Source organism: Ruegeria sp. K5 (assembly GCF_056531805.1).
On record NZ_JBQFML010000001.1, the window covers coordinates 1099170 to 1112594 of the forward strand.

The 13425-nt window shown below is 56.7% G+C and carries 13 protein-coding genes; 4 read left to right on the forward strand and 9 right to left on the reverse strand.

The window, feature by feature from the left end; translation table 11 throughout:
* Nucleotides 1-25 precede the first annotated feature (25 nt).
* From ACR0MO_RS05560 to ACR0MO_RS05575, 4 genes are all read right to left on the reverse strand, one after another.
* The gene (locus ACR0MO_RS05560) at nt 26-439 is read right to left on the reverse strand and encodes a secondary thiamine-phosphate synthase enzyme YjbQ (protein ID WP_170451580.1); all 414 of its coding nucleotides are present in this window, start codon (nt 437-439) and stop codon (nt 26-28) included.
* A gap of 21 nt (nt 440-460) precedes the next feature.
* Nucleotides 461-859, reverse strand: a complete 399-nt coding sequence (locus ACR0MO_RS05565) for a hypothetical protein (RefSeq protein ID WP_170451582.1) — start codon at nt 857-859, stop codon at nt 461-463.
* 79 nt (nt 860-938) lie between these two features.
* Nucleotides 939-1481: a DUF4166 domain-containing protein gene (locus tag ACR0MO_RS05570; protein WP_170621572.1), complete on the reverse strand. Its 543-nt coding sequence runs from the start codon at nt 1479-1481 to the stop codon at nt 939-941.
* Entirely contained in the window at nt 1482-1919 is a 438-nt protein-coding gene (locus ACR0MO_RS05575; protein WP_170451586.1) for a DCC1-like thiol-disulfide oxidoreductase family protein, read from the reverse strand. It lies immediately after the preceding gene.
* Between the two features lie 320 nt (nt 1920-2239).
* Here ACR0MO_RS05575 and ACR0MO_RS05580 point away from each other — a divergent pair, with 320 nt between their 5' ends.
* Complete coding sequence (locus ACR0MO_RS05580) at nt 2240-3259, forward strand: helix-turn-helix domain-containing protein (RefSeq protein ID WP_480890068.1); 1020 nt, start codon at nt 2240-2242, stop codon at nt 3257-3259.
* A gap of 174 nt (nt 3260-3433) precedes the next feature.
* Here ACR0MO_RS05580 and rpoD read toward each other — a convergent pair whose 3' ends face one another.
* The 4 genes from rpoD to ACR0MO_RS05600 form a co-directional block, all read right to left on the reverse strand.
* On the reverse strand, nt 3434-5422 hold the full coding sequence (gene rpoD, locus ACR0MO_RS05585; RefSeq protein WP_480625839.1) for an RNA polymerase sigma factor RpoD: 1989 nt from the start codon (nt 5420-5422) through the stop codon (nt 3434-3436).
* 114 nt (nt 5423-5536) lie between these two features.
* Nucleotides 5537-7486, reverse strand: coding sequence for a DNA primase (gene dnaG, locus ACR0MO_RS05590; protein WP_480890070.1), 1950 nt, complete (start codon nt 7484-7486; stop codon nt 5537-5539).
* 79 nt (nt 7487-7565) lie between these two features.
* A complete protein-coding gene (locus ACR0MO_RS05595; protein ID WP_170451594.1) occupies nt 7566-7862 on the reverse strand; it encodes a hypothetical protein in 297 nt (98 codons plus the stop codon).
* A 130-nt stretch (nt 7863-7992) separates the two neighbouring features.
* A complete protein-coding gene (locus tag ACR0MO_RS05600) occupies nt 7993-9423 on the reverse strand; it encodes a Glu/Leu/Phe/Val family dehydrogenase (RefSeq protein WP_170451596.1) in 1431 nt (476 codons plus the stop codon).
* A gap of 327 nt (nt 9424-9750) precedes the next feature.
* Here ACR0MO_RS05600 and ACR0MO_RS05605 point away from each other — a divergent pair, with 327 nt between their 5' ends.
* The 3 genes from ACR0MO_RS05605 to ACR0MO_RS05615 are packed head-to-tail and all read left to right on the forward strand — an operon-like array spanning nt 9751 to nt 12840.
* Nucleotides 9751-11652 carry a pilus assembly protein TadG-related protein gene (locus ACR0MO_RS05605; protein WP_170451598.1) on the forward strand — a complete coding sequence of 634 codons (1902 nt, stop codon included), beginning with the start codon at nt 9751-9753 and terminating at the stop codon, nt 11650-11652.
* A complete protein-coding gene (locus tag ACR0MO_RS05610) occupies nt 11649-12251 on the forward strand; it encodes a TadE family protein (protein ID WP_170517710.1) in 603 nt (200 codons plus the stop codon). Before ACR0MO_RS05605 ends, ACR0MO_RS05610 begins: the two co-directional genes overlap by 4 nt.
* Nucleotides 12238-12840 carry a hypothetical protein gene (locus ACR0MO_RS05615; protein WP_170451602.1) on the forward strand — a complete coding sequence of 201 codons (603 nt, stop codon included), beginning with the start codon at nt 12238-12240 and terminating at the stop codon, nt 12838-12840. Before ACR0MO_RS05610 ends, ACR0MO_RS05615 begins: the two co-directional genes overlap by 14 nt.
* Here the strand turns inward: ACR0MO_RS05615 and ACR0MO_RS05620 are convergent.
* Nucleotides 12837-13250, reverse strand: a complete 414-nt coding sequence (locus tag ACR0MO_RS05620) for a hypothetical protein (protein ID WP_170734489.1) — start codon at nt 13248-13250, stop codon at nt 12837-12839. The two genes, ACR0MO_RS05615 and ACR0MO_RS05620, sit on opposite strands and share 4 nt — an antisense overlap.
* Between the last annotated feature and the right edge of the window lie 175 nt (nt 13251-13425).

Here is a 13425-nt window from a genome sequence, read left to right on the forward strand (position 1 = left end):
GAATTTTCAACCCCTAGATAAAGGGTTACCCCAGATGCGCAGCGACCAAACGGCGATGCGGTGCGGTCCGGTGTTCGAACAGGTAAATCCCCTGCCATGTCCCAAGTGCCATACGACCCCCAGAGACCGGGATCGAAAGCGAGACCGGCATAAGCGCCGCCTTGATATGCGCTGGCATGTCGTCCGGCCCCTCATATGTGTGGTGCAGATAGGCCATCGAAGGGTGGTTCGAGGGCGGCACAAGCCGTTCAAAAAACGCGTGCAGATCGGTCTGAACCTCGGGGTCAGCGTTTTCCTGAATCAGCAAAGAACATGAGGTGTGGCGAACGAACAGCGTCAATACGCCATCCTTCGCCACCGGGTTCAGCCAGCGATGCACATCCTTGGTGAATTCATAGAGTCCGGGGCCTTGCGTCTGGATCGAGAATTCTGCCTGCATCCGCGCTGTTTCACCACTGCGTCAGTTTATGAACGGGCGCGTCCTGCACCGTGCCTCGGCCCCTTGTACAGATACGCTGGACCCCGGAACGAAGGGCGTCAAGACAAAGCTGGGTTGCGCGGGAACCTCGGCCGGTTTTTTCAGCGTAAACTGAACGGCCGTTTTGCGCCCGGTGGTCACGCTGGGCCCATATCCGCGCAGGACGTAAATTTGCTGCTGCCAGCCGGCACCCAATTTGCGCCGGGCAAAATCGGCGGCCGCACACCAATACCCGTCCGTGAATTGCTGGGCGCGTGGGATGACTTCGAAATCGGTGCTGTTGATCGGCTCGGTTCGGTACCCATTGCGGGCGGCGTCCGCGGTCACGGGAATGCCAAGGGCAAAGGCGGCGAGCGTTACGCAGGCTAAAATCTGTTTCATTGTTAATCTCTTCCCTGATTGTGTGTGGTCAAAATATTAGGATCGGGTCCGGCGCAGAACAGGCACCCTCACAACCTGTTCAGACCACTGGCGGGTGACTGTGATCTGGCGTGAGCCAGCCATGATAGCGGATCAACTGCCCGACCATCGGTGCGCGGGCGGACACGTCAAACCGGAACCGGCCCTGATCGTCCTGCCATTCGACCGTTGACGACTGCGGAAGCAGCGCGTTTGGAACGGCAATGCCCCACAGGGTCAAACGCCGGATATTGATCTGCAAACGCGCCCCGGCCACAACCGGTTTCAACCAGATGGACAAGGCACCAAAATCCTCTCGCACGCAGTTGGACTGTCGATCAAAAGACAAGCGGGACTGGGTGATATGCCCTCCGAAATCGCGCCTCCATTCCCATCCCGGCCCGCGCCGAGACACCGTGACCCTGACCGAAACGTCGCGCCCGGAGTGGGGGAACCCCCCTAACCACAAAGACAAACCGGCCAGCCACCCTTGTCCCCGCTGAATATCGCAGCGACCGATGTATGTGCCTTCCTTGCTGTGCAAGTCATGTAACGCCTCGGGAAGCCCTGTCGGTTCCGCCGCAGCCTGCAAAAATGGATCCATCTAAAACCCTTGCACAGCAAAGCGCGAGCGGGTCGCCGCATCCGGCACAAGGCAGGTTTCCGACCTTCCGAAGATGGCATATCGGTTGCGTGCAATCGCGTGATAAAGCGGATCCTTCACAAACCTAGGCAGGATCCGGCACAGCGACAGAATACGCCATGGCCCGCGCAACTGCCCCATCGCCACTGCGAAGGCATCGAGGCGCTGATGAACCACGCCATTCACAATCACAAGATTGGTTTCAAAATCCTGCGTTGGCAGATCGAGTTCCCGGTAAAGGCGCTGCCCCAATGGTGACTGAGCTGTAGCAAACTGAAACACTTGCGCCTTGTCATGCCGCAGCATAAAGCGGAAAAACCCGGAACACAGGACACAGACCCCATCAAAGACGATGAGGCTGCCATCGTGAGTTTTCCGCGAAACATCAGACTTTTGCATGACATCACCGCCTTTCCGCGATCTGCGCAAAAATACGGTGTCACGCAGCGTTCGATCAGGCAATGCGACAAGAATGGCGGGACGGCGCGCGTGCCGGGGAGCCTCCGCGCGATCGCGGCGATCGCATGGTGGCTCTGACCTCATCCCCATAAAGGTCGCGACCCGACAGCACTGACGATGTAGGATACGTTCGGGGCAATCTCTTGATCGCATCGGACAATTCCATTCGATTTCCGGACATTTCAGCCTATGATCCCAATGCGCCTAACAGGTTTCACACCACCTAGGGCGGTTTTGGTTAGTTGCATTAGGGCACCGCAATGGATGTTGATATCGGCCGTCTTCATATCCTGACCCAATCGCTGGACCGGCACAGCGGCAATGCCTCGACCTCGCAACGTGTTCTTGCGCAAAGCGGGTTGGCACCCGACCATATGGATCCCGCCGCCACCACCTATGACGCGCATAAAGAAGCGCTGTTTGTCCGCTATGCCTGCGACGCGCTTCGCGACATCACCTTTGCCGCACGGGCCGGGTTGGACGTGACCTCGGTTTCAACCCTGACAGGATATATCAGCAAGTATTCCCGCGATTTGAAGCAAGTGACCGAAAACACGTCCCGGTTTCACGGCATAATTGATCCCTCCATAGCGTTCAGTCTGCGCATGGCCGGGAATTTCGCAGCGTTCGAGGCGGATTGGAAAGACCCCGGCTTTGCCCGCTATCATCGCAGAACCGAGTTTCTGTTGTTCGCCGCGCTGGCGCGAATGCGGAACCTGACCCAGACACAGTTCTATCCCATCGAAATGCGGTTTCAGCACGAGATCGGCGAAAACGCGAAGGCCTTTCAGAAACTTGCAGGCTTTCCGGTTGTTTTTGGTGCAGAGCGGATGGAGATCATTCTGTCCTTGTCCTCATTGGACCTGCCCGTCCCAACCTATGACCCAAAGCTGCGCGCGCATCTGCTGGAATATGGCGAGCGTATCCTGGCCGAGCGCCGGTCCCCCCAGCAAAAGACCCGCGCCAAGGTCGAAGGGCTGATCACCCGCTCGCTGCCCGGCCATATCATTCAGGCCGAAGAGGCCGCCGCCAATCTGGGCATGAGTCCCAGAACTCTTGCGCGCAGGTTAAAGGATGAAGGCACAAGCTTCCGCGAGATTGTCGAAGACCTGAGATGCGATCTTGCGCAGACCTTCATCACCAACCGGATGCCGCTGGCCGAGATCGCCTATTCGCTGGGATATGCGGATCAGGCGGCATTTTCGACCGCGTTCAAGCGGTGGACGGGTCAGGCCCCCAGCGCCTTCAAAACCCGTGTCGAACATCCGATCCGCAACTAGAACCGGGGGTCATCAGCGATTGCGCCTCGCCCCGGCCCGTCCCATGAGTGGACAGGGCCGATATAAGGATGTGCTGAACCCGATCCTTGTGAGTTCGCGCCAATGTGTTTGGCGTGCTAGCCAACCGTGATGGCAAAGAAAAAAGGCGCCTCGGATCCGGGGCGCCTTTGATTTCTATTGATCCAGGAAAGATCGCAGTTTGCGCGACCGGCTGGGATGTTTCAGCTTGCGCAGCGCCTTCGCCTCGATCTGGCGAATACGTTCGCGGGTCACGCTGAACTGCTGGCCGACCTCTTCCAGCGTGTGGTCGGTATTCATGCCGATGCCGAAGCGCATCCGCAAAACCCGTTCTTCGCGCGGGGTCAGCGAGGCCAGAACGCGAGTCGTGGTTTCCTTGAGGTTTTCCTGAATGGCGCTGTCCAGCGGCAGAACGGCATTCTTGTCCTCGATGAAATCGCCAAGCTGGCTGTCTTCCTCGTCGCCGATGGGTGTTTCCAGGCTGATCGGTTCCTTGGCGATTTTCATCACCTTGCGAACCTTTTCCAGCGGCATCTGCAGCTTTTCGGCCAGTTCTTCCGGCGTCGGCTCGCGGCCAATCTCGTGCAGCATCTGGCGGCCAGTCCGGACCAGCTTGTTGATCGTTTCGATCATGTGAACCGGAATACGGATCGTCCGCGCCTGATCCGCGATGGACCGCGTGATCGCCTGACGGATCCACCATGTCGCATAGGTCGAGAACTTGTACCCGCGGCGGTATTCGAACTTGTCCACCGCCTTCATGAGTCCGATGTTACCTTCCTGAATAAGATCAAGGAATTGCAGGCCACGGTTCGTGTATTTTTTGGCAATCGAGATCACCAGACGCAGGTTGGCTTCGACCATTTCCTTCTTGGCCTGACGCGCCTCTTTCTCGCCCTTTTGAACCTGCTGCACGATGCGGCGGAATTCAGAAATATCCAGACCGACATACTGACCGACCTGAGCCATGTCGTTGCGCAGCTCTTCAACCTTGTCAGTCGAGCGTTCAATGAACATCTGCCAGCCCCGGCCCGGCTTTTCGGTCATCTCGGCCAGCCAGTTCGGGTCCAGTTCGCGCCCGCGATAGGCATCGATGAACTCACGACGGTTGATACGGGCCTGGTCGGCCAGTTTCACCATCGAGCTGTCCAGCGACATGACCCGGCGGTTGATGCCGTAAAGCTGGTCGATCAGCGCTTCGATCCGGTTGTTGTGCAGGTGAAGGCCATTCACCAGCTCGACGATTTCAGCGCGCAGTTTCTGATAGGTCTCTTCGTCTTTTTCGCTGAACGAGCCATCCTCGTTCAGAGTCGCTGAAATCCGGCTGTCCTGCATTTCCGACAGCATCGAAAAGTCGGTCGAGATCCGTTCCAGCGTGGTCAGAACCTGATCTTTCAGCGCGGCTTCCATCGCGGCCAGCGACATGTTGGCCTGATCGTCGTCGTCGTCATCGTCGTCATTGTTCAGCGGGTTACCGTCGGCATCCAGTTCGGGGCCGGTGTCCTTGGCGGGTTTGGTGGCCTGAACGGCGGAAGTATCCACCACAGGCTCCTGAACATCGCCGTCCTCGTCCATCTGGTTGCCAAAAGTGGTCTCCAGATCGATGACATCGCGCAAGAGGATGTCTTCGGACAGCAATTCGTCATGCCAGATGGTGATCGCCTGGAAGGTCAGCGGGCTTTCGCACAGACCGGCGATCATGGTGTTCCGGCCAGCCTCAATCCGCTTGGCGATGGCAATCTCGCCCTCGCGGCTGAGCAGTTCGACCGAACCCATCTCGCGCAGATACATACGGACGGGATCGTCGGTACGGTCCAGTTTTTCGGTGGCGGCACCAGCCAGCGCAACCTCACGGTTGCTTTCCGTGGTGGTCAGTTCGGTCGAGCCCTTGTTCTCTTCCTCTTCGGCCTCTTCATCTTCGATGATGTTGATGCCCATTTCGGACAGCATCGACATAACGTCTTCGATCTGTTCCGAACTGACCTGATCAGGCGGCAGGACCTGATTGAGCTGATCGTAGGTGATGTAACCTTTCTCGCGGGCCTCGGCGATCATCTTCTTGACCTGGGCCTGGCTCATGTCCAGCGAGATTTCCTGTTCCTGCTCGTCGGATTTGCGGTCTTCGTTCGTATCCTTGGCGGCCATTCAATGCTCCTGCAGGGATGGGTGATTCGTTGGAACCGAATCATTAGCGCGTGAAACTGATTCGGCCACCCGTTTACCCGTTTTTCTTTTCCAGTGCCTTATGAAAACACCACTTTACCGGCGTTTCCGCTCGAAATTGATACCGGACATGATCGCCTCAAACGCATCCTTCTCGTCGCGGTTGATTCGCGCACCGTTGTCGGCGATGTCGAAAATGGCCCTGTCCTCGTTCTGGCTGCGGCTTGCGCGGTTACGCTCTTCGGCGGCCTGACCCACCCGATACGTCAGTGACTCGTCAGCCAAGTCGGACAGTTCCTCAGTTGCTTCGGCAATCTCAGCATCCAACCCCCGGAGCGCTTTGATTTTCGCGAGTTCCTCGGCCAGCGTCATCTCGGCCTTTTCAACGTCGCCCGGTTTGAACACACAGGGGATCACTGCGACATGGCGAAGGCCCAGCAGGTTTTCAAGGGGCTCGGGCCCCAAAGTTTCAGCGATGTGGTCTTTCAGATTGTCCGGGTCGTCGATGGCGTGGCGCAGAATGGCATCGCGCAGGGCCGCGTGATCCGGATCGCGGCACTCCATATCCTCAAGCTGGTGTTCGAACTGAACAACCACCTGCGGGTTCAGAATGGCGATGGCCAGAATGGCCGCTTCGCGCAGGTGGATATCCGCATTCTCCGAAGAGGCCAGGAATGACGACCGCGCGCCCGGCGTTGCCGGTTGTTTCGGCGGCTGCCATTTGCCACGCGGTTGCCACGCACGGTTTTGTGACTGTCGCTGCGGGCGAAACAGTTGCCAGCGCAAATCCTTGATCTCTTGCCCGTAATGGGAGCGGATCGATGGGTCGCGGATCAGCTTGATCTTGTCGCGCAGCACCTTGTCCAGCGCCGCCTTGCGTTCGGGGCTGTCGAACACTTTGCCTTCGGTTTCACGCTGCCACAGCAACTTGACCATGGGGACCGCGCCATCGAGAACCGCCTGTACGGCCCCCGGCCCCTCGGCGCGCAGCAGGTCGTCTGGGTCCTGCCCTTCGGGCATGATGGCAAAGCGCAGGGACTTCCCGGCCTCCAGCAAAGGAAGGGCCAGATCAACCGCTCGCATCGCCGCACGCAGGCCCGCCGTGTCACCATCCAGCGCAATGATCGGCTCGTCCGAAACACGCCACAGCAGTTGCAGTTGATGTTCCGTTATCGCCGTCCCCAAAGGGGCCACGGACGCGCCAAACCCGGCCTCGGCCAGCGCGATCACGTCCATGTATCCTTCGGCCACGATCAGCGGCTGCCCCTTGCCCGCCGCTTGACGCGCGGGGCCATGGTTGTAAAGACTGCGGCCCTTGTCGAACAGGTCCGTCTCGGGCGAGTTCAGGTATTTGGCGTTGTCATTGGGGTCCATCGCGCGGCCACCAAAGGCAATGCAGCGCCCGCGTGGATCGCGGATCGGGTACATGATCCGATTGCGGAATGTGTCATAGGGTTTCTTGCCCTTGTTCGACGGTTTGGCCAGACCTGCGCCAAGGATCAAGTCCTCGGCCACGTTCTTATTGGTCAAGTGATCCCACAGTGCCTGCCAGCCATCGGGGGCAAAGCCGATCTCCCACCGATCCAGCGCCTGAGCATCCAGCCCGCGCCGTGTCAGGTAATCGCGCGCGGCAGCCCCTGCCCCGGTCTTCAGTTGCAGGCGGAAAAACTGCACCGCCTGCTCCATCACATCAGCCAGTTGCGAGCGGCGATCCTGCTTTTCCTGCGCTTTGGGGTCACGGGCAGGCATCGGCATCCCGGCCTCGCGCGCCAGAATCTCGACCGCTTCGATGAACGAGACATTCTCGGTCTCTTTCACGAAACTGATGGCATCGCCTTTCGCGTGGCAGCCAAAGCAGTAATAAAATCCTTTTTGATCATCTACATGAAATGACGCGGTTTTTTCGTGGTGAAACGGGCACGGCGCCCACATATCTCCCTTGCCCTGATTGGATTTGCGCGGGTCCCACATGACCTTGCGGCCAACGACCTGAGACAGGCTCAGCCGGGTGCGCAACTCATCCAGAAATCCGGGGGGCAAAGACATGGATCAAACCTGCCAGAAATGAAAACCCGCGCCAAGGGGAAGGCACGGGCTTATCCACAAGGAAATGCGGGATTGTGGATTACTGCTGCAAACACAGCTCCAACCAGGCGGCACCGAGGTCCTTTTTACGCACGTCGCGCATCTTCTGTTCGTAGACCCAGGGCGTGATCAGCGGGATCGCGGCATTGTAGTTCTCGGGCCAGGTCGGACTGCTGTCGGCAACGGCCTGCGGGACATCGCGTTCCTTCACCCTGTCCAAACGCGCCTGCTGAATCGCGGCAACCACATCGGCCTGATACTTGCAGCTTTCTTCCTTGGTTTCAGCAGCGGCCAAGGGCGTGGCAAGCACAGCGGCGGCGATAGCGATACGCAACATTTAGGTCTCCCGGAATCGTTTGTTCGACGGCAGCTTACCCGCCCGCAGCCAGACCTGCCATTGCCCATTTCGGAAAGGTTGTTGGTGTTTCATGAGGGGGCGGACCAACCGCCCCCCCTTCCGGCCGAGATCAGAGTCCCTTGGCCCGATAGCTGCTGGCCACGCGGTCGATTGCGACAATATAGGCCGCGGTCCGCAAATCCTCGACATCGTCGCGGCTGTGCCAGACCTCGCGCATCGACTGGTAGGCAATGCGCATGGTGTCATCCAGGCCCGACCGCACAAGCTCCAGCTCGTCCGCGCCCTTCAGGTACTTGGCCTTGAAGTCCGGCGACATCGACCAGGCATCACCGAGATAGCGATCGAGCCGCTCCAATTCGCTGACAATCAGCTCATGCCGCGCCTCTTCCTGACGGCGCTGCATCCGGCCAAAGCGAATATGGCTGAGGTTCTTGACCCACTCGAAATAGGACACCGTCACACCGCCCGCATTGGCATACATATCAGGGATGATCACCGTGCCCTTTTTGCGCAGGATTTCATCTGCCCCGGCCGTCACCGGACCATTCGCGGCTTCGATGATCAGCGGCGCCTGAATGCGCTCAGCGTTGCTGAGATTGATCACACCTTCCAAAGCAGCCGGAATCAGGATGTCGCATTCGGCCTCCAGCACGGCCCCGCCTTCGGCAGAGTGGGTCGCGTCCGGGTAATTCTTGACGCCGCCATGCTTGACGATCCACTGGCGCACGGCTTCGACGTCGATACCGTCAGGGTTATACAGCGCTCCATCCCATTCAATGATCCCCACAATGCGCGAGCCATCTTCTTCGCTGAGGAATTTCGCAGCGTGATAGCCCACATTGCCGAGCCCCTGCACCACAATGCGTTTCCCGTCCAATTTGCCGGACAACCCGGCTTTGGCGATGTCTTCCGGGTGGCGGAAAAACTCGCGCAGAGCATACTGAATGCCGCGCCCCGTTGCCTCGACCCGCCCGGCGATGCCGCCCGCGTTCAGCGGCTTGCCGGTCACACAGGCCCGAGCGTTGATATCGGTCGTGTTCATCCGCGCGTATTGGTCGGCCATCCAGGCCATTTCACGTTCACCGGTCCCCATGTCTGGGGCTGGAACGTTTTGCGACGGATTGATCAGGTCACGCTTGGCAAGCTCATAGGCAAAGCGTCGCGTGATCTGTTCCAGCTCATGTTCCTCATACTGGCGCGGATCGATGCATAGCCCGCCTTTCGAGCCGCCAAAGGGCGTTTCAACCAGCGCACACTTGTAGGTCATCAGCGCGGCCAGCGCCTCGACTTCGTCCTGGTTGACCGCCGTGGCGTAACGAATACCGCCTTTTACAGGCTCCATATGTTCGGAATGAACCGAGCGATAACCGGTGAACGTGTGAATTTCGCCGCGCAATCGAACACCGAACCGCACCGTGTAGGTGGCGTTGCAGACCCGTATCTTTTCCTCCAACCCCGGGGGCATATCCATCAGGGACGCTGCCCTGTTGAACATCAGGTCAACACTCTCACGAAAGCTGGGTTCTTTGATGCCGGTCATAAAATCCTCCGTACCGGTAACTGACAAACGTCATGACGTTTTGTCGCACCACTTACTCGATGCTGCAATCTTCTCTTGCACTTTTTTTCATCACTTCCTGAAGGATTGGTTATCGGTTAAGGGGCTGAGTCGTCCGGTTAAGACTTGCCCCGGAATTGTTCTCCCTGACGAAACAAAGCTGACAAGCAGCCCCAAACTGCGGCCGATTTTCATTCAATAATAGCATCATAGTGGCAAAGGCGCCCAAATCTCGCCACGTTCCACGGCTAATTTATTAAAGTTGCGACGGACTGAGATCAGTGTGCCTGACCGGCAGAGGGACTCGTTATGAAGAAATTTGACTGGAAGCGGATTATCGACAAAACAAAGCGCGCAGACCGGCATGGATCTGCGCCGCATTCGTTTGTCCGGTCAGAAGACGGAACCATGACGATCTTCACGCTGGTCCTTATAATGATCGTATTTGCCGTCGGAGGATTTGCCGTTGACATCATGCGCTTTGACCACGAGCGCGCGCGGCTTCAATACTCGCTGGATCGTGCAGTTTTGGCGGCGACCGACCTGGCGCAGGACCTTTGCCCCACAGAAGTCATCGAAGATTATCTGGATAAAGAAGGTTTAAAAGAATTTCTTCTGAAGGATCAAATTGTCATCGAACCTGCAAACCTTTGCGGTTCCGACGCTGTGACCATTGAAGGTTTCCGTCGCGTCGAGGCGACCGCAGTTATGCCCGTCAAAATGCACTTCATGCAGTGGTGGGACGTTGATACGATCACGACTTCGGTTGTCAGCGCCGCGGAAGAAGCGCTGGGGAATGTCGAGATTTCGATGGTTCTGGATGTTTCTGGCTCGATGAACCGGAACAGCCGCCTTACGACGCTGAAACTGGCGGCACAGGAATTTGTGCAGGAAATGGTCGATAAATCCGAAGACGGCAAAATGTCGATTTCGATCATTCCTTACGCGACGCAAGTTGCGCTGCCGGATTCTGTGATGGGATACCTGAACACCGACGGTGTTAATCCGCATGCAAATTGCATCAACTTTGAAACCGCTCAATTTCAGACCAGCGATTTCGATCTGAACCTGGTGTATGATCGCACACTGCATTTCACTCCTTGGAACAATTACGACCAGCGCCCGGTGAATAACAATCTGGTCTACAGCGAAATTTGTGAGACCGACGAGAACCGTGAAGCAATGATCTTTCAGAAGGATGCAGACCTTCTAAAAGATAAAATTGAATCGTTTGTCGCGGATGGGAATACGTCGATCGACCTTGGCGTTAAATGGGGCCTGACCCTGCTTGACGACAGCTTCCAACCCGTAGTTGCGCAGATGGCGGCCGCAGGTGATGTTCCATCTGAGTTCGCATCTCGCCCAGACAACCCGCGAAGCGGTGATACACTCAAAGTTATGATACTTATGACGGACGGTGCGAATACGACCCAATACTGGACGAACGATCCCTACCGCGATGGTAAGTCCGGCGTTTGCTGGAACGATGGGCTGAACGAATACGTTTCATACGCAGAGTTGGATGAAAATGACGAAATCACCATTGAATTCGGTACAGACTACATCTGGCCAGATGTCGACATGATCGAATGGGACTCGTCAAATGGCGGCGCGTATTGGGTTAGAGACGAGCTCCAGCCCACTTGTTTTGGCAACACGATTGTAAACACCGATACCCTCACTTACGTAAACGCGGACAGCGTCGCGACAGCTGAAGAAGTAGACCCAACCGGTGAGTACGTAAGGGGGTTTATTCAGTACCGCTGCCTGGCCTTCTCCGGTACCACGGGTGAATGCGTAAGCCTTGATAGGGACAATCCGCGCGTAAAAACCTACCTCGACTTAGACGTACAGCCTTCGGACAATCTGACGTGGCCAGAGTTGTGGGAACGAGCAACGCGATACAACCTGTACCAGCGCTTCTATGACTACTACGGTTCTAGCTGGGCCTACGACTTTTACTATGACGCCGTTTCGTCAAGCGGCCAGGGTACGAAAGATCCTCGTGTGCGCTCGATGTGCACCTACGCGAAAGACCAAATGGGTGTCGTAATCTTTACTATCTCATTGGAAGCCCCGAGCGCAGGCCGTGCGATAATGCAGCACTGCCGCACGGACGTCGGAACATATTATGAAGCGACACCAGAAGATCTGCCAAACGTATTTGCCTCGATTACATCGAGCATTCGGAACCTGAGGCTCACACAATGATCAAACGTCTTGTAAATAATCTGCGCCGATTTCGCAGCAAAGAAGACGGAATGGCCACCATCGAATTCGTCTTTTGGTTCCCGGTCTTCATGATGACAACCTATTCCGGTGTCGAAATGGGGATCGTGGCCTGGAACCACACCAACTTGGAACGGGCACTGGATGAGACCATTCAGGACGTCCGTATGAACCGTATTGAAGAATACGATTCTAGCATCGGCGCAGTGTGGACGCATACCTTGCTGAAACAGATCATTTGCGACAAGGCTGGCGTCATCCCGGATTGTTTCGACAATCTGGCATTGGAAATGCTCTCGATCAATCCTTACGCAGAAGACAGTATCTTCAGCGACAATCCCGAGTCAGATCTCGGCAGCGTATTCAGCAACCCTTATTGCGTTGATACGCCTGAAGAAGTGCGCGGAAAAGAAGACCAGTTGTTCACGCCCGGTACGTCCAATCAATTGATGGTCGTTCGGGCTTGCATTGAAGTCGATCCGCTGTTTTTTGGCACAACGCTGGGACGATTGGCCCAACAAGACCCAGACGGCCAGTACGAACTGCATTCAACAACGGTGTTTGTCCATGAACCGTTTTAAGAAGTACATCGTTCAACCAACAGCCAATCGGCTCGCACGTTTCTTCCGCAAGGAGGACGGGATCGTGAGCATCGAGGCGGTCATGATTTTTCCGCTTCTGTTCTGGTCAATCTGGGCCTCCTACACATTCTTTGACGGCTATCGTCAAAGCGCTCGAAACCTGAAGGCGGCCTATGCAGTCGCTGACATTCTTTCTCGCGAAAAGAACTTGGTTACGGCCAATTACATTTCGAACATGTATGACCTGCAAAAATTCATGGTCGCAGACCGGTCAACTGTGTCTATGCGAATTTCTTTCGTCCGCTTTAACGCGGGCGAAAACGAAGCGGACGGAGGAAGCTACGAAAAGCTCTGGTCTTGCGTCCGAGGCGACAGCTTTGACGAATTGGATAACCAAACTCTTAACGAAGAATTCAAAGGGCGTATTCCTGTAATGGCGGACAGGGCCACAATGATCCTGGTCGAAACAAAAGACTGGTATACTCGACCCTTCAGAATCGGGTACGGGGATCATTCGTTCGCCATCGACAAGTTTATTTTCACTCAACCGCGTGGATATACGCAGATTGTCGCAGCTGACGACTGCTAAACCCCTTCCCTCTCCATCAGCATGGCCGAGAGCATTTCTGACATGAACTTGGCCTCGGAGGCGGCGGTCATGCCGCCGACGCCAACACGTCGTCCAAGCCGCCACCACAATCCTGGTGCCCAGGTGTTACCCGGTTTCGACCGCATGCGGACCAGAAATCCGTTTGACGGCTTGAAGGCGAACACGCCCCGGTCCACCGCTTCGATCTCGTCCACGATTGCGATCACCTGCCCTGTTCCGGTGCGCAGTTCGGTACGGGTCAGTTCGATCCGGTCCTGCGTTGCGTGCCAGACGCGATAGGCCAGCCACATAGCCGCCCCACCAACGATCAGCAGGAAAATCTGCCACACCAGCGCGGGTGGGGTGGCAAAGGCGACATACAGAACAAGAAGGCCAACAGTTGACAACATAGCAACCCCCGCCCAGCGTCTGGGCGCAGAGGCCTCTATTGTTGCCAGCACTTCATCTTGCATGGATGCCTCCGCTTTGTACGGGACCCGTCTATCCGCTTTTTCCACGGAAAAACAGGGCCACCGATATCTGCACAAATTCGCACAAGTCCAGTGGGTTTATGCAAATTGACCG